Origin of the sequence: Spongiimicrobium sp. 3-5 (assembly GCF_046557915.1) — a bacterium.
In the GTDB taxonomy this organism is placed as follows: Bacteria; Bacteroidota; Bacteroidia; order Flavobacteriales; family Flavobacteriaceae; genus JBHEBG01.
The window spans coordinates 23314-45228 of the sequence record NZ_JBHEBG010000001.1 but is presented as its reverse complement, the minus strand read 5'-3'; the positions used below and the strand labels follow the sequence as shown (position 1 = coordinate 45228).

Sequence of the window (21915 nt, the reverse complement as noted above, 5' to 3'; positions counted from 1 at the left end):
ATTATGAAAAATTGTACTTTTCTATTGGTAGTGATGATTGGTATATTAAGTTCCGTTAAAGCTCAAAATGAAACGGCCAAGGACACTTTGTATTTTAAGTATGATGACAAGTACATCCAGACTTATCCGGAACTACCTGGGCACAATTATTTACGAGAGTATTCATATTATTCCTTTTATCTCGGAGAACGCGAAAAATTAAGAGGCTTAAAACCCAGTAAAGTATTGAATTTGAAGCGATTTATCCGTAAATCGGAGTTTTATCGAAAAGGTAAAGGAGTTAATCTGGATGACGAAGATTTTGGGAATTATCTCAGCAAACGCATTGTGTTTCTTGTAAAGAAAGACACTTTTATCCGGGTTATTCCTACTTTGGAAATAGAGTAAGGTGCTAAAAAGTAGCGCAGCAACACTTAAAAGCTTTCACCAGCAAAAGCTTCGGACCGATTATAATTTTCTTTCTAATAATGGCAAGATTTCCTTGGATCCTTTATACGATGCTTTGGCCTGGCAAGGATTAAGAGGCGAAGGGATAGAGGTTGAACTATGGCGTACAGTACCGGAAAGTAGAAAGCGCGTGCTGGAAGCAGCCCTAAGAGAAAATCTTCACACATTGACCAAGCTATGCCCAAATTAATAAAGTAAATCATGAAGAATCTTACCTTTTTGTTTTTTACAGTTTTTGTAAGCATAACAAATTCCATTCTAGGCCAAAATGATACATTCAAGGATACATTGTATTTCAAATATGACGACAAGTACATAGAAACCTTTAAAGAACAGTCTGGTCTATACTATATTAAGGAATCTACCTATGAGACATTTTACTTTTTGGAATCAGAAATACTTTATGGATTAAGACCAAAAAAAGTACTAAACCTTAAAAGATTTGTTCGAAAATCCAAATCCTATGATAAGAACAAGGGAATTAATCTTGATGAAATAAGGTTCGGCACGGACATAAGTAAATATATTATCTTTTTTATCAAAAAAAGTGCTTTTATACGAGTTGAAGCAGTGGTAGAATCAATATAATCAAATTGTACCGTTGTAAGAAGACTTAGCCTCTGATGCCGTCACTCCTGATAGCCACGGGATATTGCACAATAATTTCGGTGTTGCCAAATTTAAATACCTACATTGATTACCCTTTGTTAATTCATTACTTTTAGGATATCTCCAAAGGAGCTGAGTTATGAAGTTATCCACCATTATTCCGTCAAAAATATTTCCTATCCTCTTGGTCAACTTTATTGGCATACTTGGATATAGTATCGTTATTCCCATACTAATTTTTATTGTTGTAGATATGGGCGGAAACGGATTTATATATGGCATTTTGGGGGCCATGTATCCTTTTTTTCAGTTTATCGGAGCTCCTATACTGGGAAGTTTGTCCGATCGTATTGGAAGGAAAAAAGTGTTGGTAATAAGTCAGTTGGGCACCTTTGTGGCATGGCTGCTCTTTTTGCTGGCCTTTATGCTGCCCAAGACCGAATTGTGGTCTCAGCATACAGATTTTACGGGGAGTTATGTAATGACCTTACCCTTGATAACCATTTTTGTTGCACGCATTTTCGATGGCTTTACAGGAGGTAATGTCTCAGTCGCAAACGCTTATTTATCAGATATCTCCACAGATGAGGACAGGGATAGGAATTTTGGAAAAATGGGTGCTTCCACAAGTACTGGCTTTGTGTTGGGCCCAGCGGTGGCCGGAGTGCTGGCCTCTACCTTTTTGGGCGAAGTGTTGCCCTTGTTATTGGCAGCAGTAATTTCCCTAATCGCCATTTTTGTGATCAATACACGTCTAAAAGAGAGTAACCCCTGTGTGGTGGATACAGGACCATTAAGGACAAGTTCTTTCCGTCGTTTTTTTCAGGTAGAGCACAAAGATTGTTATTTGGATGGCGATATAGAGGCCAACCCGGAGAAAAAAGGGTGGGCAACCATCTTAAGGCAACCCGGGATTCCCTTATTGTACAGTGTGTATTTCCTTACCTTTTTGGGCTTTAGCCTTTTTTATGCAGGTTTGCCCATATATGCTAATACTGTTTTAGAATGGACCGCTATTGATTTGGGCTTATTTCTGGCATACTCTAGCGGTATAATGATTTTGGTGCAAGGGCCCGTACTTTCGGTACTCTCCAGTAGAGTCCCTAATCGATCTTTAATTTTGGTAGGTTCCCTTTTCATCGCAGGAGGCTTTGCGTTGCTTTCCATACAACAGGTTGTTCTTTTATATGTGGCCAATACGGCTTTTTCTATTGGAAATGGATTAATGTGGCCCAGTTTTTTATCACTATTGGCCCGTACAGGAAGTCCCCAGATGCAAGGTGCCATACAAGGTTATGGTAATAGTATGGGCAGTATGGCCAGTATGTTTGGACTGGTATTGGGAGGTATTCTTTTTGAACGTATCAATACTATAGTTTTTTTGATTGGCGCAATCATCTTTTTGATTATAACCCTTTTAATGTTGATTAACTTTCTTAGGGTAAAGCACAAAGTATCACCGGTCTTGGATACGATGTCCGCATAGTTGGTGGGCTATTTCTAAAAAACGTGCGTGTACAACAAAGCGCGGCCTCAATCAATTTTATAAATAACCGGATTAAAGGCTTTGGAGGCGACAATAACTTTATCGCCAACTTTTAGGTCTTTTATTTCCGCTTCTAGAGCTATAACCTTAACTACTTCGTTCTGAATGAGCACCGTTACGCTAAAAACCACCTCTTCTTGCTCTATTTTTAGCACCTCGCCCTTAAATTGGAATTTACCACTGATCTTTTCATTCACAAAGACTTCGGAAGGACTGCCTTCTTGCACCAATTCACCGTTTTCCAAGACAAAGACCCAATCCGAGAGTTTGTGGATCTCACCGATATCATGACTGACCAATATCGTAGTGAGCCCAAATTTACGATGTGCCTGCAAGATATGATCCTGGAGCTTCAGCCGAATCTTTACATCTAGGGCCGAAAGCGGTTCGTCTAACAACAATATATCGGGTTGTTGTACCAAGGCCCTTGCCAAAGCTACACGTTGTTTTTGTCCTCCCGAAAGTGTCTCTGGTTTTCGATGTTGTAAGTCTCCCAACTCCATAATGGCGATGAGTTCTGATACAATCTTATGGTCTTTATTTTTAATCAAACCAAATTCAAGATTTTGTAAAACCGTCATATTGGGAAACAAGGCATAATCTTGAAATACATAGCCAATGTTACGTTCTTGGGGTTTTAGGTTGATTTTCTTTTCGGCATCGAACCATACTTTTCCATTCACCGTAATTGTTCCTTTTTCTGGCTTTAACAAACCGGACAAGATTCTTAGCATGGAGGTTTTACCTGCACCCGATGATCCATATAGCGTAACCAGCTGCCCCGGTTTAATATGAAGGTCTAAACGGAGAGTCATATCGCCGCTAGCTGCATGCAAATCTTTTTGTATGTTGATCAAGATCATTTCCAAAAGCGTTTTATGTAGCCTCCGTTTATTAAATAGACCAAAAGAAGAATACAGAAGGTAATTACAAAAAGTATTGAGGAATAGTAGTTGGCCGCATCATAGTTCAATGCCTCCACTTCATCATAAATGGCAATTGAAGCAACTTTTGTTTTCCCGGGAATGTTTCCTCCAATCATCAGAACCACCCCAAATTCCCCAACTGTATGCGCAAAGGCAAGAACTACACCTGTAAGCAAAGAAGGTTTAATATTGGGCAGCAATACGTTTTTTAAGGTACTGAATTTGGATTTTCCCATAACATAAGCAGCTTCTTTTAAGGAAGTTGGAATCCCCGATAGCCCTGATTGAATGGGATGCACCATAAAGGGCAAACTATATATGATCGATGCAATGACCAAGCCGGGAAAGGAAAACACCAATTTAATACCTAACCAATCGTTTAACCAATTGCCAAAAGCATTGTTTGGGCTGAACGCCACCAAAAAATAAAACCCCAACACCGTAGGAGGTAAAACTAGGGGCATACTGACCAAAGTTTCAATGACTGGCTTAATACGCGATTTTGAATAGGCAAGCCAATACGCCAAAGGAATTGATAAAACCAAAAGAATAACGGTCGTTATCAAGGCCAATTTAAACGTTACAAATAGTGGGTCCCAATTCATAATTCTGAAAGCATCATCTCATTTAACTTAATTATTGCAGTAACATTCAGTTGTAATTTAAGGTTAAGTTCTATCACAGCGGCCGTACTTACAATAGCTGTAATCTCACCTGCAACGGTATTTAGCCGTACCTTGCTTAAAAGTGTCCCTTTATCTATATTTATTATACTTCCGCGTATTTTGTTCTGTACACTAATGGTATGGTTTTCGCCAGTACCAAGAATAACTTCGGTCTCTTTGAACAGCACGGAAACTTGGTTGCTCATCCGTAAATAGGTGGCCGTTTCCGGAGTCTCCACAACAATGGCTTTTAGCAAAACCTGGTCATTAATTGTTACCGAAACCACGGACAAATTGCCGCTTGTTTCTATATCGGCTATATTTCCTTGAAGCCTATTCATCTACCGAATATCCGAAATTCATCAATATCTTTTTTGCTTCTTCCGAAAAAATAAATTCGTAGAACCGCCTTGCGGCTTTATTTTTGTCTTTGCCGCGTTTAATGAGGACAATACCCTGCTCAATAGGGGTATAGGAGGAGGCGTCTAGGGCTACCCACTTTCCCTTATCCTTCATTTCTTGTGATAACACTACAGACATGGCAGTAAACCCTACTTCTGCCGCTCCAGAGGTTATAAACTGATTGGTTTGTGCAATACTTTCCCCAAAAACCAGCTTACCTTCCAATTCATCATAAATTTGGTAATGGTTCAACACTTCTGCCGAGGCAATTCCGTATGGCGCTGTTTTGGGATTGGCTAAAGCTATGTGGGAAACGGTATCATCGGAGAGCATGGCAATTGAAGGGTTAATACTATCTTTCATAGACCAAAGCACCAACTTGCCGTAGGCGTAAGTTTTTGGGGATGTTTCGGCAAGATCGCTGTTAAATATTTCCACAGGGTACTTCATATCTGCTGCAACCAGCACATCATACGGTGCGCCCTCTTTAATTTGAGCGGTAAGTTTACCCGATGAGCTAACGATCAGTGTTACATCGATACCTGTTTTTTCATAAAATTTATCGACAATTTTGGTCATGGTAAATTGCATGTTGGCCGATGTGGCAACCATAACGGTATTATTTCCTTTCCGATCGGCGCAAGCTACGGACAAGAGAACTAGGATAAGAGGTATACTCCTAAAAAGTAAGATCCTTTTCACTTTTTGATACGTATTTTGCATATTCAAAACCCGCAAATCTTTTTATTCCCCAGCAGGCATATTCTAATGATCTTGAAGCCTCATCTCCATAAAAGAAGTTGAATATTAGATTGTAATCCTTAGATTTTGCGTGTTCCAAATAGAATTTTTCGATTTTGGTATGGGTAATGCCATGAACATACCTATTTTCTTTGTTATTGCATTTATCTTGAACAAAAACCTCTTGCAGTAGGTGGTCCTTTAAGGATTTTGGATTTCCATTATTTTCCCGAAACAGGGTCCGAAAGACATATTCTTTCGCCCTGCGCACAATTAGTTCCTCCGTATAGTTTTCGCTGGTCCAATAATACGGGGTGCAAAAGTTTCTTTTTAATAAGGCGGTTATGTCAAATTTACTTGAAAAGTCGGTTGTATATAAGTTAGACCAAGCTCCCCCTACATCATCGGCAAGATTAATGACCACCTCTATTTCCCTATTTACCTTCCCTTTTACATCATTGTTGATTTTTTGCAAAGTTTCTTCGATCAGAAGTTCGGCCTGTAGTTTTTTCAGTTCCCGAATTTTTAGCAATACGTTTGCTTTGCCCATGGGGTTGTAACCGGCAATCGGTAAGACCATTTCACCTTTTTCTTTTCCTTGAAGCATAAAAAGGTACCTTTCAAATCGCTCATGGGTCCTTGGCGACTTGTAGAGGTCTTCCATCCTATCCAATATAGGTACCAGCTTAAATTTCATTACTATTGTTTTGCAAATGATTCTGAGAGTGCAGGGACTAAGTTAGCAAAAAGGAGCGCACCCCTTGTGTAGATATTTCGTTTTAATACAGAAGCGGTAACAAACTCAAAAGGTTTCGCAAAGTCTTGCGCGGTGATGGTATATTATTGTTGGGGGGTTATCATTTGGTCTTTTTGTATTCTGTTGAAGTTCCATCTTCATTTAGTCCCAGTAAGGCAACAACTTCATTGTTGCTTTTTGAGAACTGCACTCTAAAATCCTGAAATTCATTCATGATAAAAGTTGTTTGATCTACGGGGATCAACTTATACCTTGTTGCGTTTTTCCTTTGATAATAAAGGCTTCCGTCTTCTAAACTAATGTTCCTGATGCCGTAATCGCCAACATAGGTTTTTAAAGTAGATAATGCAACGCTTGCCGGTTTTCTCTTGGCTTCTAAAATCTGCAGATGCCATTGATAATATTTTTTTTGATTTAGATCCTCACTTTCGGTTTTTAGCGAATCCAAAGCTTTTATATGCGCAGCCAACAGGGCTTCCTGGGCAGAAGTTTGGATATGGGGTATTACACCCACACCTTCCCAATTGGTTCCTGTGATGGGGTTAATGGAACGTCCGGTGGGTGTCCAAACGTTAAATTTGTCGTTGGCAGCAATCCGGCCTCCAGGATGAGCGCCTCCTCCGGTACTTTCACCAATAAGGATGGCCCGTTTTAAGTGTTTTAGGTTATAAGCAAATTCCTCGGCCCCGGAAAAGGTCATTTTGCTGGTGAGAATATACAAATGTGCATCGGGGTTTTTATTTCCATCAATATAAGGTAGGGTCCAATACTGTTTATCTTGCTTGTTTTTTCGCTTGTAGATAGAATTGAGATGAACAGGTTCGTCTCCAAAAAAGTAACTCGAAATAAGTTGTACCATTTTTGGAGACCCCCCTCCATTATATCTAAGATCTATAATAATTGCCTCTGTATTACTTAAGAAATTAAGGGCAGAAATTGCAGTTTGGGCGGCATATATGGGATCTCTGAACCTCCTAAAATCTATGTAGCCAATGTTCCCCTCTAGTATTTTCACCTCTTTAAAAAAATAATTTTTCCTCTTAAGTTCTTCGATATAGTCTTGTTCAAGCCGTAAACGGTCCTCTGCACTGATCACTTTTTTTTGTTCGGCAATTCTTTGAGGCTCAAAAAGCACTCTTAAGTGCCGATCGTGGTTAAACGATTGGATATCTTTGGTAAGCATCTCGGCAAATTCTGATGGGTCTTTAACCGCCTTATATTCGCCATTCTTTAATTTGCCATCTAACAGGGCAACAATTTTATCGGCTACTTCCGGAAATATATAGTTTTCGTTGATTATTCTTCCTACGGATTTGGTGGTTTCTATTTTTTCGGATGACGTAAGTAGGTCTGGTTTTTTTTGCGCATATCCAAAATGGTGAAGGCCAATTAAATATGCGCTAATCAAAAATGTCTTGTAATTCTTCATAAGTTATTTGAGGTTTGATAAAATTTTGTTCAATATTTTTTCCAGTTGCACCAATTCGTCCTGTGTTACCCCGGTAAGCGCTTGTTCTCTATTGCTTTTGATCACCATAGGCAATTTGGACAGTACCTGGTTTCCTTTTTGGGTAATCTCAATTTTATACCTTCTACGGTCTTTAAGATTCGTTGAACGTTTCAGGTATTTTTTTTTAACCATGATGTTGATCATACGTGTCATGGAAGCATTATCCTTAAAAACCAGTTCCGCTATTTCCTTTTGGGACAGTTCTGGATAATCGTTAAGATACTGAAGTACCAACTTTTGATCAATGGTAATATCACTTACTACTTTGGATATATTTTTTTGTGAAAACTTCCTGTAGCTTTTTATTGTGCGTTCTATGGTGTAAAAAACGGTTTTTGGGGCTAGACCTAAGTTCATGTTTTGTTATTTGATACAAATATAATTGATATATCAAATAAAATACAAATTTTTACCATAATTTGCGGTTTAAACCTCCCATTAATTATCTACAAGTAAATCGCAAAACCAAAAACCCACACTACCTTCATCACCTTCTTTAGGGCTTTTATATTCTCGATACACTTTTTCTCCAATAGTAAACTTTACGGGATGGGAAAAAATTGGGCCATCAAAGCAAAAGGTATGAAACTCCCCGTTTTCGCCACAAGGATCTACATTTGACGGCAAGTCATCTAAAAAGTTCTCGTCAATCTGGCGCCCCGCGAAAGAGACATCCAACAAATCGGCATTGATACAAATGACAATAGCCTTGAAACCAAGTCGCAAAAATTCCTTTATTAGTTCTGTGGTATCTCTTTGCCATAATGGAAAGAGGCATTTGATGTTATAAGGGCTTAATTTTTCTTCGCGATAAGTACGCAGATCTTCTAGAAAAATATCACCAAAACCGCAATGGGCATATCCCTGGGATTGCATGTTTTTTACTATCCGGGTCAATTGCCCATTGTAGACTTCCATGGTAGGCTCCTCTGGCAGTTCAATAAAACTTACGGGAAGTTCAAGAGCATTTGCCTGTTTTATTAACAGATCTCTTCGGAGGCCATGCATAGAAACCCGATCATGATGCGTATTGATGGAGGTAAGTAATCTATCGACCTTAAATTTTTCATCCTTTTGCAGATGGTAAAGCGCTAACGAAGCATCTTTTCCCGAGCTCCAGTTGAAATATGTTTTGCATTTTTTGGTCACGCCTCAAGTTAGCTGCTTTTTTCTAAAATTCAAAGTTCGTGCCCCGGCGATCAAAAGCCACAAACATATCCCTATTTCACCTATTGATGCTGGTAACCCAACAATTGTGGAGAAGGTGGTTTTATGAAAGTCGGGATATAGAAAATCACCAAAAAATGTAATTAAATATCCAAAGCACCCTGCCATGAGCAGCATACCGAAAATTTTTGGAAGAAACCCCGATTTATACACCAAATACCCAAAAGGCAATAGCCATAAGCCCCAGAATATTTGGGAAATTTCTACGCCATTATTGTATAGATCTAGGTAAAACATGGTTTGTTGTTGAATTTCGGAGATATCTACATCTTTTAGGTAATTGGGTTTGCTTATCAATGTAAGTATAGAAAATTTATGCAGTATGTTCACAAAAGAAATGGGGACACTGGTTATGGCAAAAAGCACCATCAGGGCCGCACTGGTTTTGTTCACTTCATGGAGTAATTTATATAATGCCAAGGGCAGAAGTAAAAAAGCTAAAAAAGTTACTATTCCACTGATGATACCTAGCCGAAACAGCAATTCGGAGTTTATAATGTTTTCTAGGGTTTCCGAGGGACTTTCCCAAACAATCAATTGTGAAGGGATATACATAAGATTTATAATTCCACTAATAACAAGGATTAAGTAAAGTAGTCCGGCAAGTCTGGCTGTTTTATTTCTGTTGTTCATCTCTTTGGTTTTTAATAGGACGAACGGACGTGTTAGTTGTTACATGCGGTGGATTTATACCTCTAAATTCTAGCGCATTTTACCTGCTTTGGCTGATAGAAAGACCTTCATGGTTTGGAATATCTGAAATTGCAATGATCTGCGCCTTCCATAATGGTCTGCGTTCTTTCTAATGTTATTTCGGGATTAAACCCTTTATTGAATGAGAAATCCCTATTGCAAGAAAGGCATTTGCCTAGTTCTGGTACATCTAGTTTTTTATAGACTTCTGCATAACGGCATTTGGTTACATTGAAATGAAATTCATTTTCGGTCTCCTTCAGAATTTCAATAGCCAGTGCCCCTTCATCGCACCATACTTCCCGTACAAGCTGTGATAGTTCGTTGATTCCGTTTCCTTTAAATTGGCTTGCCAATTCATGGCCAGAATTTATGGCATCTTGTTCTATTATCTGGGATAGAATTTGAAGCGTACGTTCTTTTCCTATTTCTTTTATAAATCCGTTGATAATAGGAACTGCAATGGACGCCTGAATTTCCCTTTGCTTAATATGACTTATTTTTTGGTGGCTTGTTTCCTTTTCCATGAGATAACTTATGGTATCGAAAGCGGTTTTCTTCCAATGATTCTTTCCTGATCGCTTTTAGGTTTCATAAACCCAACAGCGGCAGCTGTTTTACGTTGTGATAGGTTAAACCGGTTGCAATACATTTTTTTAGTTCAGTTTCCGGAATGCTGTCATCTAGTTTAAAAACTATCGCCCTATTTCCCTCAAATTTAAATTTGTCATTATAAATGGCTTTAAAAGTAGGCACCAACTTGCTCGTACACTTAAAATACATAGCATACTGGTCTGGTTTATTCTTTTTCCAATCAATACGTATGGTACTTCCTTTTTTAGCCAAATAACTAGGTTCTCCCCATTTTAATGTTTCCTCTATGCTAACTATTTCGGCTATTTCTTTAGCCGTTTCCAAGATTAGACTTCTAAGTTGTAATATTCTGTCCCTAACCGTTTCGGGGTAATTGTCAAAAACCTTTTCAACGGCCGGGTTAGTTATTACTTCTAGGTTATTCATTGATGAAGCACTTTTATTCTACTGCTTTAAATTGTGTATTAAGATATATCTGTTTCCAGTTCCCATCTTCGTAGTTCCCCACCTTAAAATTATAAGTTGAGTCGTCTACATACTCCCACATATCCGTAACCGTCGAATCTCCATAACTGTATTTATATAGGATATTCTTTCCTTCAGAAAACACGGTCCCTTCCGTTAGTCCACCGAAGACATCAAACTCCCAAAATTTTATTTGGTCAGATTTTTTGTCAAATTGTCGTACTCCGTGATTTCTTACACCTAATTTGGTTTGTTCTTTATTAATAAACCCCTTAGAGTTAACTAGTATTATAGTGCTATCCAAAGCGTATGTAAACACTATTTCTTGTTTAAATTTACTTCCATCTCCCCAATTTCCTTCAGCTTTCCAGGTTTTTGTAACAAGATTATCAAATATAGAAAGGTCAGTGTTTTGGGCACAGGTAACCAAGGGTATCCAGAGTATTAATAAGAGTATATTATTTTTCATTTTTATTTAGTTGTATTAGACAGTTTTAGAACAAACCGCGGTTCAATATGTTTAAGTCTTTTTTTGATAAGTATCAAATTTAGCGTTTAAATTTAAGTACTATCTAAATATACATCCTTTGATCTAAATAGGATAGCTAAATAATTTGTAGGCAATAATAAAGGGCACGGTAAGCTGAAAAATAGCGGCAATTCGTTGTCCAAGCCCCATTAGATTTATATATGGGAATATCACCGCACTGGCAACCATTGCAAATATGGAGGCTATACCTAGCCAAAAAACTATTGCTGATATGGATACAAAGTGAGGAGATGATCTAAAAGTTCTGCCAAATAAAATAAATGCGGTTGGTGCCGTTATCACTGCTGGCATACCCGTTATAGCATGCAGAAACCCGCTATATGAGGTAGGGGCCAGACAACTGGAATCGCATGTAAAAATTCCACCACAAAGAACGGAAACACCAAATAACCCCATGGAGATGGTTGCGTATTTTGATGTTTTGGACGTAGAGATTAACTTAGAGATAGACCATGCCATTAACATTAAACCAATGCCGCTTAAAATTAAAACCATGTTCAGCACATAATTAAAAGGTTCTCCCGATCTGCCGAGTTCACTGACCAAATCGGTAAAATGATTATATTCTGGCTTTATATGGGCTAAAACTAATACCGATAGAACGTAAGACAGGATACATCCAATAACCAGGGCTGCAATTATTTTTTCTTTCCTCATTGTTCTTTGTTTGAGATTACATCTTCGAAACTCGGAAAGAATGCGGTTAAACTACTTGACCTATGCCAAGAAATACTGCTAGGTTATCTTTTTTCTAATTCGACTTAGTGAGGAATCTGTAATTCCTATGTATGATGCCAAATACTTCAATGGTATTTTTTTAAAAAGTTCACTGTTCTTCAATAAATTTAAATAACGTTCTTCGGCCGATAAAGTGTCTCTCTCCATAATTCTTTCGAGCATCATAACATAAGACCGCTCTGTAATCTTTCTGCCCAATGAGCTGAGTATAGGATCGGAATTAAAAAGATCTTCCAACTTAGATCTTTCGGTAATATGAACAACACTTTTTTCCAAGAATTCAATGGTAAGTTTTGCTTTCTCTCCTGTATAAAAGGCCACGGGATCTAGCATCATCATATTATCAAACGAAAAACAAACAGTGAATTCATTCCCTGCCCCAGTTAGGTAATATGCCCTTGCCAACCCACTTTCAATAAATGCAACTTTATTGCAATATTTACCTTGTTCAACAAATTTTGCTTTTGCTTCAAAATTTTGTGATTCAAAAATACTTGCAAGCAATACCGCTTTTTCGTTGGGTAAATGGGTTTCAAAGTAATTTTTTAGCATCTCTCATAGGTTGTAAGAGGCAGTACGTTTGGATCTTTATTGACCTATCCAATATTTCCGAAGTTTCTTTTGTTCCACGGATAAATTTTCAACTTCTTTAATAGAGTCGCCATTTAGGGCCAAACCTACTTTAAACAAATACTCTTTTAACGGTAGTTGAGCATTTCCTGCCACGTATTTTTTAAAAAATCCATTAAGCTGACTGTGTCCAGTTATTTTTTCAATTTCTTCAAAAAGTTTATCATCTTCAAAGGCCTTGTTTGGCCCATATTTATTAAGAAGTTCAAGGACCAATTCCTGTGTGCCAAATGTGCCATTTGAAAACTCCCTTAGTTCAATGTCTAGACACAGGTTTATCAATGCTCCTTTTAGATAAACATTGTAATATTGGTCTTGCATATCCATTGAATTTATGCTTAAATCCGTAATTGCGAGTTTGTTGTTGAACTTTTGCATTTTACTATGTTTGCCTTCGATAACTTTGGTAAACTCGTTGAACGATTGTAGTCCGTTCTTTATGGGCATGTGAATGGTAAAATACTCTGTCATTCCTTCATACAACCACAAATGCTTGGAGAATTTGGGTTCATTAAAATCATAATCGGCAATTTCATAGGAATGAATCCCTAAGGGCATAAGAATATGGAAGAACTCGTGACTGGCAATTCCATATACTGTGTTTTTTATTGTTTCAATATCTAACGGTGAGTTTAGCAGGATTAGGGTAGAATTTGAATGCTCGAGACCATCAGCAAAAAAAGATTCATAATCCTTGGCAAGGGAGTGATATATAATAAAGGTATATTGGGAAACAGGCAATTTGTCTCCCAAATATTTTGATTGGTTTGTCAATAACGGTTTAATGTGTTCTGCTATTTCATTTGCAATAGGTGTGGCGGTAGTGGAGTAACAAGCCACTTTAACATTAATATTTGGTAATTTTATACTCGTGGTGTCCGGGATTGAGTACAGTATAGGGTTGTCTACCAATTGATTGTAAGACTTAGCATAGAATACATCATTAAAATGCGTGGCTTCCTTAATTGGTAAACTTGTTGCAGCAGACATCTTTTGGGTTTTTTTCACTTTTACCTGAATGGGAAATGCCTGATAGTTTCTAAAATACCCAAAAAGAGTATTGCCGTTTATTACAAAAACATCTTCTTTAAAACTTGAAGAAGCTGAATGGTAAAAGCCTTTTAAAGTAGCATCGAATTCTTCCCAATTGTCATTTACTTTGTAAGTTATTTCACTTAGGCTTTTGGCCTCGTATAACTCCCAACAATTTTCACCCAGTTTTTTATTTAATAGGATATCTCCTCTATCGTTTTTAAAAATTATTTCTTCAACGGAATTTCCATAATTCATAGCCCCATAAATTCCAGGAACAATTTTTGGAAAACAAAACTGAATTGTATCTGTAGCCAAACCTTCAACATTAAGGTTTACCGATATTTGATCGTTTTTTACCTCTGTCAAATTCAAAGAATAATCATAACTGAACGGTTTATGGACCAACGGGTTATTTTTTGTTGACACGCAACCTAACAGCATTAAAAAAGATAAAGCGTGGATTTTTAAGGGGTATCTCATTTTTGGAATGTGCTCTAATGTTTTAGTATGATTAGTTGCACGGTTTAGCTAACAATTTAGCAAAAGAAAACCGAATAGAAAATCTGAAGTGATTTTTACAGGCAGGTAAGAATCGATAATTAATTAAAAATGAAATTGGTAAATGCCTTTTTTAAATTGTTTCCGCCACTTTGTTTGATTATCATCTTTTCTGTAAAAAAATGAAGGGCGATGATGCTGCCCTACCAATAAAATACAGCCAGGTAGCCGCTCCTATAAACTTAAACCCTTCTTCGATTATTTGTACATCTACATAACCCAGTGGTACTTCTGACTGAACCAAATCGGTAAATATGGATAATCCCAGAAAAATACCGGCTGTCAAAAAAGCAAAACCTTCAATGGCAATTATCATTTTAAAATGGCGGATGAAAAGGCACCCCAAGAAAACGGCATAGGTTAGATAACAGATATTCTGGTGGACATAGCGATCGTGAATAAGGAAAAAATCATCAATGGCAAGTAATAAGGATAGCATGCCTGTTAAGAAAAATAGTTCTTTGAAGTTTTTCTTTATTACGGAGGCACTAGTAAGAATCGTGAAAAAACTAATTGCCGCAGAACTAATCCAAAACCAAATTCCAATGTTTGACAGAAAGCCTAGAAAACTAGATGCTCCGCTCTGTTGGGCAGGATCCCTAAGTATCTCCATGGTTTCAAACCCCAAAGATCTTAATCCAATCAATGAAAGGCTATAGAATAGCATGGCTGGTACAATTGCAATAAGTATGCACGACCATAACTTTTTTGAAACAAATATTTGCTTCAAGAGTGTTTTTATGTTCTCAATGTGGGTCATAATTTTGTGTTTAAATACCAAACCTTATCACACCTTGGTGATTAGGTGGAAGATTAAAAGAGTGAAATAAATTTTTATGCTTCCAGTTACAGAAAGACTTTTTATTGAACATTTTCTTTGTTGTAAAATTTCAGGTTCTTTTGCAGCTTGTGCATCATTCCTATTATTCTGTTGGCTTTTGTTTCGTCTGTTTTGGACTGGTATATCCAGTCCAAATAGGCCTTTTGTTCCCCTTCGGTAAAAGATAAGAAGGTGTCAAATGTTTTTTTCGGCTCGTTTTTAAAACATGCTATTATTTCAGAAGGTATTTCTAACAATGATTCATCGGCATATAGGATCACAGTTACATAATCCCCTTCCTCTTTTTTAATTCTTTTTCTAATTTCGGCTTTAACAGGAAGGAACAACTTTCCATTGCCCATTGGCATAAGTTTATATTGTTTTAGGTTATATCCATCTATTGTTCCTTTAACTTTTACCCAGCCAAAAGGGTTATCTCTATTTTGAAGAATCTCTGGTATTTCGGCATAGGTCCAGCCTCCTTTTCCCGGAAATTTTCGCAGCAAATATTCAGAATTAACCAATGGCTTCTCCGTTTTCATTTTTTCGCATTACCAACTAACTGCCGTATGTAATCAGATGATTTCTACGAAAATATAATAAAACAGAATAATTCTGCAATAGAAACCTAGAAGTATTATGTGCTATTTTACTTTATTTCCAATAATCATTGGCTTTGGCAATTGTATTAAACTCAGCAGCCACGGTTTGTCCAATAGCAATTAACATAGCCGCGTCATTGGCATAGTTTGGACGTAGCTTTTCCCGTATTTCCGCATCGGGTTGGGTAATCTTAATAATTAATCTTGCCATCTTTACCGCTAAGGCCCTTCCTTCCTCTGGGGTCTTGGTAATTAATGAATTTCCCGGAATTAACTGTGTTTGATCTGACATAATTTTCTTTTAAGTGAGGCACAAAAATATTGCCTACTTAAATCATTATCAGTGACATGTGTTACTTTACAGAATTTTTATTTTTCTACCATCTTGTTTAACTTTTTCCTTTAGACTTAGCTTTTTCATCAATCGGGTTATAACTTCCCTAGATGTGCCTAAATCGTCGGCAATGTTTTGATGTGATATTTTCAAAAGATCCGTCTTCTTAAGTTGCGCACTGGTTTTTAAATAGTCCATCAACCTGTCCTCTAGATTGTAATAAATTATTTGTTTGGTGGTGTTCAGTAATTCATCAAAGTGTTTTTTGTAGTTATCGAGAATAATGGAATTTAGGGAAGGGAACTTTTTTATCCAAAGGTATACTTTTTCTATTGGGAGCAGCAGTAACTGACTGTCCAATTCCGCAATTGCAGAAAATTCTGCAGGCCCGGTATTAAATGTATGGGCAAAACTATAAATACAAGATCCCCCGGATTTAATGTAATATAGCAAAAACTGTATGGAATCCTCGTTGCTAAAGACCTTAACACAACCACTTCGGATAATGGGCAAATGCCTAACGTACTGACCTTCTTGAACAATGTATTCTTGGGGCGAATAGGATTTAAAAAAAGAATGTGTTTCTATTTCTTGAAGCAATTCTTTTTCAAGATTTGGATAACATTCTTTTAAAAAGGCAGTTTTCATATCGTTGGTGCTGTTGGTTTTAATTAAAGGAAGCCCTAAACTGTAAAGGGGAAAAGTTAGTTTTTGTTTTAAAAAGCTTGCTAAAAGATTGGGAATGCTCAAACCCCAGTTCATAAGCAATTTCACTGACGGATAAATTGGTAGTGGATAATTTTTCTTTGGCTTTTTCTATCAATTTGTTATGGATGTGCTGCTGCGTTGTTTGCCCTGTTAAGTTTTTCAGCAAACTACTTAAATAGCTAGAGGACATATTCATTGAATCTGCAACGTATTTAACCGTTGGCAAGCCCTTATTTATTAGGCCTTCACTACTAAAATAATCGTTTAGTAGCTCTTCTACCTGATTTAGTTTATAATGGTTGCCCTTCTTCCTGGTAATGAACTGGCGCTGGTAAAATCGTTGCGCATAATTGAGCAATAATTCTATTTGGGCAATGATAATATTCTGACTGAAGTTATCAATATTGTTTTCAATTTCTTGCTTAATATTTTGTAATAAGCCTTCAATAACTTTCTCTTCTTTTTCCGACATAAACAGCGCTTCATTTATCGAATAATCAAAAAAATCATATTGTTTTATTGTCTTTGCAAGCGGAGAATTCCAAAGAAAATCTGGATGGACCAACAGTAACCAACCCGAGGGTTTCAGGTTGGCTTTGCTATTAGGTTCAATGCTTAAAAGTTGCCCTGGCGATATAAAGGACATTAGTCCCTCATCAAAATCATATTTTTGTTGTCCATATCGGAGCGTTCCTACATTTCTTTTTATCCCAATGGAGTAAAAACTAAAATGCCATTGTTCGCCGATATGTTCTGGAAGAATTTTTGAGAGGCCATAGTCCACCAAACTCACCAGAGGATGTAGTGGACTGGATAGCCCTCTAATTTTATGAAAATCGCTTAGGGTTTCAATCTTACGAATATTGTTTTTCATTTCTCTCTTAAATTTACAACAACATACCACCCGAAACTTCAATGCGTTGGCCGTTGATCCAACGTGCTTCATCGGTACAAAGGAAAGCCACGATCCCACCTATATCTTCTGCCTCACCAACTTTTCCCAAAGCGGTAATATTGGCAATAATTTGTCTTTTTTCTTGGTCGTCCCTATTTGTGCCTCCTCCAAAATCCGTTGCAATAGCACCTGGGGCAACTACATTGGCCTTAATTTTTCTGCTTCCCAGTTCCTTGGCCAAATATCGGGTAAAAACTTCAATGGCCCCCTTCATACTGGCATAGGCCGATGAGCCTGGAAAGGAAAACCTAGTCAAGCCCGAAGAGATGTTAATGATACTGCTATCATTGTTAATATACAACAATGCTTTTTGTGTTAAAAAATAGACACCTTTGAAGTGAATGTTTAGCATTTCATCAAATTGGTCCTCATTGGTTTCGCTAAAGGGCTGATGCAGTCCGGTTCCGGCGTTGTTTATCAGAAAATCAAAATTCGGACTTCCATATTCAGCGGTAAGATAAGCAGATGTTCGCTTAAAAAAATCTTCGAACCCCTTTGTATTACTGGTGTCTAGTTGAAATGCTTTGGCTTTGCGCCCACTTTTTTCAATTTCCGCAACAACTGTATTGGCCGATTGTTGATCGGAATTATAGGTAATGATAACGTCAATGTCTTTTTTAGAAATATTTAGGGCCATTTCTCGGCCTAAACCCCTACTTCCACCTGTTACTAATGCAATTTTACTTTTTGTCATTTTTAATAATTTTTGTTTCTACAAAGTTCGGCAGAAGCAAAAACGTGGATGTAGTCAAATCTATGCTTGTTGTAGTCGAAAATTGGAACAGAAATTATTTTTCGTGCAATTATGATTGCCCTAACGGTTGGGAAACAAAATGCAGGGAGGTAGGGCGACTTTCCAGAAAAATACGAATCATTGATATTTACACATTGTCATAATGTTTATATACCGCGTTCGCATTCCTTGTTTCTGTCGGAGTGAGCCATTTATTCGTGATTTTAGTACTTATCGGTTCTTTTTTTTAGTTCCGAAATTATTTTACTTTCCCCTTCGGTCTGTTTCGGGATATTATACGAAGACCAAAATTCCGCATTATAATGTTTTGCTTGGTTTTCGATACTGGTGCCAATATCCATATTTCTTTTAAAGGGGTATTTTTCTACATTATCGACGATTATTTTGTTGATGAAAAGTTCTTTTTTAGGGTATTGTGTTAAAAGCAATTTTTTTGATTCTGCTTCCTTAAAAATCTTCCAGGTATCTTCTTCTTTTTGATACTTTAAGTACATTTTTCCATTAAATTCTTGATATTCAAAAATTACATTATAATAAACTTGCAGTGCGCCATTGGTAAATCTCCTGGCCCAAGACCTGTCGTTTATAGCTTGCCTTGTTAACTCCATCCTTACAAAAGCAAATGTTTCTGTGTCTATGAATAGCGTGGCTTTTTGAAAGGGTTTATGATTAGCTGTTATTTTATAGACCTGGCCTTTGTTGTATGGTAAAACATTCTCAAGTTCAAATTTCCAGCCATTTTTCCCTTTTATCGGTCCGTAATCGAATCGAATAAATTCGTCCTCAACCAAATCAATAATCGAATTTTTACGTTCCGAATTCTCGTTCCAGGGATGTTTTTCGGCCAAATAACTGGTTCTTACCTCTAATAGTTCTACATGAGGTTCTTTTTTAGTTTTATATCCTTGGTATAAAAATTTGGCGGCACATTCCAGATATTCAACATATTTGTCATCTTCTTTTTGAAGATCTCGTATGTAGCCCTCTAATATATACGGTTGTGAAGGATAGTTGTTTGGAATTTCGGCATATGCTTTTTTTACTATTTCTTTTGCAGTTAGTTCTTTCTTTTTTGTGGCTATGAGTATTACCTCGTCCAAGTCGGTGATTTTAGAAGAAAGATATACTTTTTGATCCGGAATAAAATTTTCCCCTTTTTTCGAAATGGACAAATAACCAATTGCTGATATAACGATTGTATCCGTTTCCCGCTCGGCAGGTATATGAAAGACAAAATACCCCTCTTCGTTGGAAGTAGTTCCGATCGGGAGTGCTTTAATATATATTGAGGCGAAAGGAATTGGCTCGGAAGTTTCCTGGTCTAAAATCTGTCCTGAAACTGTAGTTATACTGTTCTGCGCAAAACTTGTGAACGAAATAAACAATAGTATGATGAAAATATAAAATCGAAAAGAATTGTTCATTTTTTTAAGACGATTTGACGAAATTATTGTTACACTATCTTACTTTTTGATTAGTATTTTTAACTGCGAAAGTTATATTATCCGAAATTGTTGCAGGGTAATTTTTAATTTCGTCTTCAACTATTCTTTGTCCACTTATTTTTTCCACCGCCTTTTGCGAACGAATATTGTTTTTGTCTACGAAGAACAGCACCTCATCCACAAAATTGAAGGCGTAGTCGATCATTAAATTTTTAACCTCTTTGTTATATTTGCCACCCCAGTACTCCCTATTAAGAAAAGTCCATCCAATTTCCGCTACATGCTTAAAGCCTTCAAATCTTTTAAATCGTGAACTTCCAATTATTCTACCGGTTGCTTTATCAATGATGATCAATGCTGCACGGGACTCTATCGATTCGTTAAAGAAATGTTCAAATTCTGGTCTTAAATGTCTTTTACAAGGATGTTGAGCCCAAATTTTCGGGTCTTTGGCAACGTCGTACAAGGGTTCTAAATCTATTTCAGTCAAAGGCCTAATCCTTACCAGATTACTTTCCAATGTGGGCTGTAAATTCATTTTCTAAGGGTTAAATATAGTTTAGGCTTGCTGCCATCAATCATAAATAACATTGTTATTGTATGCCTAAGATAACCAATCCTTGGTTTTCATGGACGCAAGATATTCTGCCTAGGTGCGCCTCCCCAATAGATCAACTCCATAAAAAAGAACCCGCTTTTGTAGCGGGTTCTTTTATCACCTTAGGTTTGTTGGGTTTAAGCATATTCGGGTTTTGGTTTTATTACATTTTCGGTTTCTTTATTTGAGACCCTTACTTTTTTGCTGTGAATATAGGTTACCCAGAGCAACATTAGGCAAAAAACGGCGGAGGCACCGTTTCCATGGTTTGTGGCCAAATGGGCAATGCATCCAAGGGTGAAATTCATAAAGAAACCTGCATAGACCCACTCTACGTACCAATGATCTTTGTTAGATATAATAAGTATTAGCCCAACGATTTGGGCGGCTCCCAAAACATGTATAAGGTACGCAGGATACCCCAGTTTTTCGAAAGTAAGGGCCACTGTGTCATAGTTGAGTATAGAATTTACGACAGCTCCAATAATGGCAAGAGAAAATAAACCAAGCCAGATACGATAGATAAGTTTGTTTGTTTTCATAATACTTGTCTTTAAATTTTCTAAAATCAAAATAGGTCATATTGCAGATTTTTTTGGAAGAAAATAGGTAGACTTCTTTTTGCTTTAGACGAATGCCATTTTTGTTTCGGCCAAAAAACGCTCAGATTTCCCAAGGAGTGTTTCCAATTCAGCGCTTAAAAAAGCCCGTTAGAATACAATGGTGGCTTGTACGGGTTAAATAGTTTGTGCAATCGATTGATTCCAAATACCCGATTTTACGGTTTTCTGTACAAACTCACTGAAATCAGTAGCGCTCCTTCCGAGCACTTTTTCAAAATCATTTGAGATCTCCTGGTTTTCCGGGTTGCCCAATACCTCTCTAAATAGGTAAGTAAATAGCCAGATATAGTCTTCAGGTAAGCCAAATGTTTTCATGGCTTCCGAATATTCTTCCAAGGTAATCGCCTCATAAGTAATTTTTCTTTGACACCCTAAAGAAATTTCATTAACAATGTCTTCAAAGGTCATTTTACGAGGCCCTGTTACGGTAATGGTTTGGCTGTTATACGTATCATCAACAAGAACCTTTGTAACTACGTCTGCAATATCATCTGCATCAACGAAAGGTATTTTGGCTTCGGGCATTGGCAAAGCAACGTAACCCGCCAATATTGGCTCTAACAAAAAACTCTCGCTAAAATTTTGATTAAACCACGAAGCCCTAACTAAGGTGTAGTTTAATCCTGAATTAGCTACGATCTCTTCACATCGCTCTGCTTCCTGTTCCCCTTTGCCAGATAATAGGACTACCTTTTCCAATCCTTCTTTTAAGGCAGCTTGGGTTAAAGTATCAATGGCTTCTTTTGCTCCCGGTACGGCCAAATCGGGGTAATAAGTAATGTATGCCCTATCCATACCTTTTAAGGCTCCGGAAAATGTTGAAGGATCGCTCCAGTCGAAGGAAGGATTGTTACTTCTTGATCCGATTCTTACATTGTGTCCTAGGTTTTTTAATCCATTTACTACTCGGCGACCTGTTTTACCGGTCCCTCCGATAACTAAGATGTTGTGTTTCATTTTAAAGATGTATTAAATAATTATTT

29 protein-coding genes are annotated in these 21915 nt (G+C 37.2%); 4 read left to right on the top strand and 25 right to left on the bottom strand.

Features of this window, described 5'->3' with window-relative positions; all coding sequences use genetic code 11:
• Positions 1 to 3: 3 nt before the first annotated feature.
• From ACEQ81_RS00250 to ACEQ81_RS00235, 4 genes are all read left to right on the top strand, one after another.
• Positions 4 to 387 (top strand): hypothetical protein, encoded by a 384-nt coding sequence (locus ACEQ81_RS00250; RefSeq protein WP_411028832.1) that lies wholly within the window; start codon positions 4 to 6, stop codon positions 385 to 387.
• A gap of 1 nt (position 388) precedes the next feature.
• Complete coding sequence (locus tag ACEQ81_RS00245; protein ID WP_411028831.1) at positions 389 to 637, top strand: hypothetical protein; 249 nt, start codon at positions 389 to 391, stop codon at positions 635 to 637.
• An 11-nt stretch (positions 638 to 648) separates the two neighbouring features.
• Positions 649 to 1035 (top strand): hypothetical protein, encoded by a 387-nt coding sequence (locus ACEQ81_RS00240; RefSeq protein ID WP_411028830.1) that lies wholly within the window; start codon positions 649 to 651, stop codon positions 1033 to 1035.
• 160 nt (positions 1036 to 1195) lie between these two features.
• Positions 1196 to 2542 carry an MFS transporter gene (locus ACEQ81_RS00235; RefSeq protein WP_411028829.1) on the top strand — a complete coding sequence of 449 codons (1347 nt, stop codon included), beginning with the start codon at positions 1196 to 1198 and terminating at the stop codon, positions 2540 to 2542.
• 47 nt (positions 2543 to 2589) lie between these two features.
• On the opposite strand, the gene ACEQ81_RS00230 is transcribed toward ACEQ81_RS00235, so the two are convergent.
• From ACEQ81_RS00230 to ACEQ81_RS00110, 25 genes are all read right to left on the bottom strand, one after another.
• Positions 2590 to 3465, bottom strand: a complete 876-nt coding sequence (locus tag ACEQ81_RS00230; protein ID WP_411028828.1) for an ABC transporter ATP-binding protein — start codon at positions 3463 to 3465, stop codon at positions 2590 to 2592.
• Positions 3462 to 4133, bottom strand: coding sequence for a molybdate ABC transporter permease subunit (modB, locus tag ACEQ81_RS00225; protein WP_411028827.1), 672 nt, complete (start codon positions 4131 to 4133; stop codon positions 3462 to 3464). The genes ACEQ81_RS00230 and modB overlap by 4 nt, the downstream gene beginning before the upstream one ends.
• Positions 4130 to 4534 carry a TOBE domain-containing protein gene (locus tag ACEQ81_RS00220; protein WP_411028826.1) on the bottom strand — a complete coding sequence of 135 codons (405 nt, stop codon included), beginning with the start codon at positions 4532 to 4534 and terminating at the stop codon, positions 4130 to 4132. The genes modB and ACEQ81_RS00220 overlap by 4 nt, the downstream gene beginning before the upstream one ends.
• Positions 4527 to 5297, bottom strand: coding sequence for a molybdate ABC transporter substrate-binding protein (gene modA, locus ACEQ81_RS00215; protein WP_411028825.1), 771 nt, complete (start codon positions 5295 to 5297; stop codon positions 4527 to 4529). The genes ACEQ81_RS00220 and modA overlap by 8 nt, the downstream gene beginning before the upstream one ends.
• Positions 5275 to 6033 carry a hypothetical protein gene (locus ACEQ81_RS00210; protein WP_411028824.1) on the bottom strand — a complete coding sequence of 253 codons (759 nt, stop codon included), beginning with the start codon at positions 6031 to 6033 and terminating at the stop codon, positions 5275 to 5277. Before ACEQ81_RS00210 ends, modA begins: the two co-directional genes overlap by 23 nt.
• A gap of 160 nt (positions 6034 to 6193) precedes the next feature.
• Positions 6194 to 7522, bottom strand: coding sequence for a S41 family peptidase (locus ACEQ81_RS00205; protein WP_411028823.1), 1329 nt, complete (start codon positions 7520 to 7522; stop codon positions 6194 to 6196).
• A gap of 3 nt (positions 7523 to 7525) precedes the next feature.
• Positions 7526 to 7960 (bottom strand): MarR family winged helix-turn-helix transcriptional regulator, encoded by a 435-nt coding sequence (locus ACEQ81_RS00200; RefSeq protein ID WP_411028822.1) that lies wholly within the window; start codon positions 7958 to 7960, stop codon positions 7526 to 7528.
• 81 nt (positions 7961 to 8041) lie between these two features.
• Positions 8042 to 8752, bottom strand: a complete 711-nt coding sequence (locus ACEQ81_RS00195; protein ID WP_411028821.1) for an ATP-binding protein — start codon at positions 8750 to 8752, stop codon at positions 8042 to 8044.
• Between the two features lie 3 nt (positions 8753 to 8755).
• Positions 8756 to 9463 (bottom strand): DUF4386 domain-containing protein, encoded by a 708-nt coding sequence (locus tag ACEQ81_RS00190; protein ID WP_411028820.1) that lies wholly within the window; start codon positions 9461 to 9463, stop codon positions 8756 to 8758.
• Between the two features lie 107 nt (positions 9464 to 9570).
• Positions 9571 to 10050 carry an L-2-amino-thiazoline-4-carboxylic acid hydrolase gene (locus ACEQ81_RS00185; protein ID WP_411028819.1) on the bottom strand — a complete coding sequence of 160 codons (480 nt, stop codon included), beginning with the start codon at positions 10048 to 10050 and terminating at the stop codon, positions 9571 to 9573.
• A gap of 64 nt (positions 10051 to 10114) precedes the next feature.
• Entirely contained in the window at positions 10115 to 10543 is a 429-nt protein-coding gene (locus ACEQ81_RS00180; RefSeq protein WP_411028818.1) for a DUF1801 domain-containing protein, read from the bottom strand.
• Positions 10544 to 10556: 13 nt separating this feature from the next.
• A complete protein-coding gene (locus ACEQ81_RS00175) occupies positions 10557 to 11051 on the bottom strand; it encodes a hypothetical protein (protein WP_411028817.1) in 495 nt (164 codons plus the stop codon).
• Positions 11052 to 11174: 123 nt separating this feature from the next.
• The gene (locus ACEQ81_RS00170) at positions 11175 to 11789 is read right to left on the bottom strand and encodes a DUF998 domain-containing protein (RefSeq protein WP_411028816.1); all 615 of its coding nucleotides are present in this window, start codon (positions 11787 to 11789) and stop codon (positions 11175 to 11177) included.
• Positions 11790 to 11867: 78 nt separating this feature from the next.
• Positions 11868 to 12422, bottom strand: a complete 555-nt coding sequence (locus ACEQ81_RS00165) for a Crp/Fnr family transcriptional regulator (RefSeq protein ID WP_411028815.1) — start codon at positions 12420 to 12422, stop codon at positions 11868 to 11870.
• A gap of 36 nt (positions 12423 to 12458) precedes the next feature.
• Positions 12459 to 13901, bottom strand: coding sequence for a hypothetical protein (locus ACEQ81_RS00160; RefSeq protein WP_411028814.1), 1443 nt, complete (start codon positions 13899 to 13901; stop codon positions 12459 to 12461).
• Between the two features lie 295 nt (positions 13902 to 14196).
• Positions 14197 to 14853 (bottom strand): hypothetical protein, encoded by a 657-nt coding sequence (locus tag ACEQ81_RS00155; protein WP_411028813.1) that lies wholly within the window; start codon positions 14851 to 14853, stop codon positions 14197 to 14199.
• Between the two features lie 101 nt (positions 14854 to 14954).
• The gene (locus tag ACEQ81_RS00150; protein WP_411028812.1) at positions 14955 to 15455 is read right to left on the bottom strand and encodes a DUF1905 domain-containing protein; all 501 of its coding nucleotides are present in this window, start codon (positions 15453 to 15455) and stop codon (positions 14955 to 14957) included.
• Positions 15456 to 15567: 112 nt separating this feature from the next.
• A complete protein-coding gene (locus tag ACEQ81_RS00145) occupies positions 15568 to 15807 on the bottom strand; it encodes a hexameric tyrosine-coordinated heme protein (RefSeq protein ID WP_411028811.1) in 240 nt (79 codons plus the stop codon).
• A 66-nt stretch (positions 15808 to 15873) separates the two neighbouring features.
• Positions 15874 to 16497 (bottom strand): Crp/Fnr family transcriptional regulator, encoded by a 624-nt coding sequence (locus ACEQ81_RS00140; RefSeq protein WP_411028810.1) that lies wholly within the window; start codon positions 16495 to 16497, stop codon positions 15874 to 15876.
• 19 nt (positions 16498 to 16516) lie between these two features.
• The gene (locus ACEQ81_RS00135) at positions 16517 to 17431 is read right to left on the bottom strand and encodes a helix-turn-helix domain-containing protein (protein ID WP_411028809.1); all 915 of its coding nucleotides are present in this window, start codon (positions 17429 to 17431) and stop codon (positions 16517 to 16519) included.
• Positions 17432 to 17444: 13 nt separating this feature from the next.
• Positions 17445 to 18206 (bottom strand): SDR family NAD(P)-dependent oxidoreductase, encoded by a 762-nt coding sequence (locus tag ACEQ81_RS00130; RefSeq protein WP_411028808.1) that lies wholly within the window; start codon positions 18204 to 18206, stop codon positions 17445 to 17447.
• 263 nt (positions 18207 to 18469) lie between these two features.
• Positions 18470 to 19690, bottom strand: coding sequence for a carboxypeptidase-like regulatory domain-containing protein (locus tag ACEQ81_RS00125; protein ID WP_411028807.1), 1221 nt, complete (start codon positions 19688 to 19690; stop codon positions 18470 to 18472).
• A 34-nt stretch (positions 19691 to 19724) separates the two neighbouring features.
• Positions 19725 to 20249 carry a GNAT family N-acetyltransferase gene (locus tag ACEQ81_RS00120; RefSeq protein WP_411028806.1) on the bottom strand — a complete coding sequence of 175 codons (525 nt, stop codon included), beginning with the start codon at positions 20247 to 20249 and terminating at the stop codon, positions 19725 to 19727.
• A 197-nt stretch (positions 20250 to 20446) separates the two neighbouring features.
• The gene (locus ACEQ81_RS00115) at positions 20447 to 20851 is read right to left on the bottom strand and encodes a DoxX family protein (protein ID WP_411028805.1); all 405 of its coding nucleotides are present in this window, start codon (positions 20849 to 20851) and stop codon (positions 20447 to 20449) included.
• 195 nt (positions 20852 to 21046) lie between these two features.
• Positions 21047 to 21889: an NmrA family NAD(P)-binding protein gene (locus ACEQ81_RS00110; protein ID WP_411028804.1), complete on the bottom strand. Its 843-nt coding sequence runs from the start codon at positions 21887 to 21889 to the stop codon at positions 21047 to 21049.
• Between the last annotated feature and the right edge of the window lie 26 nt (positions 21890 to 21915).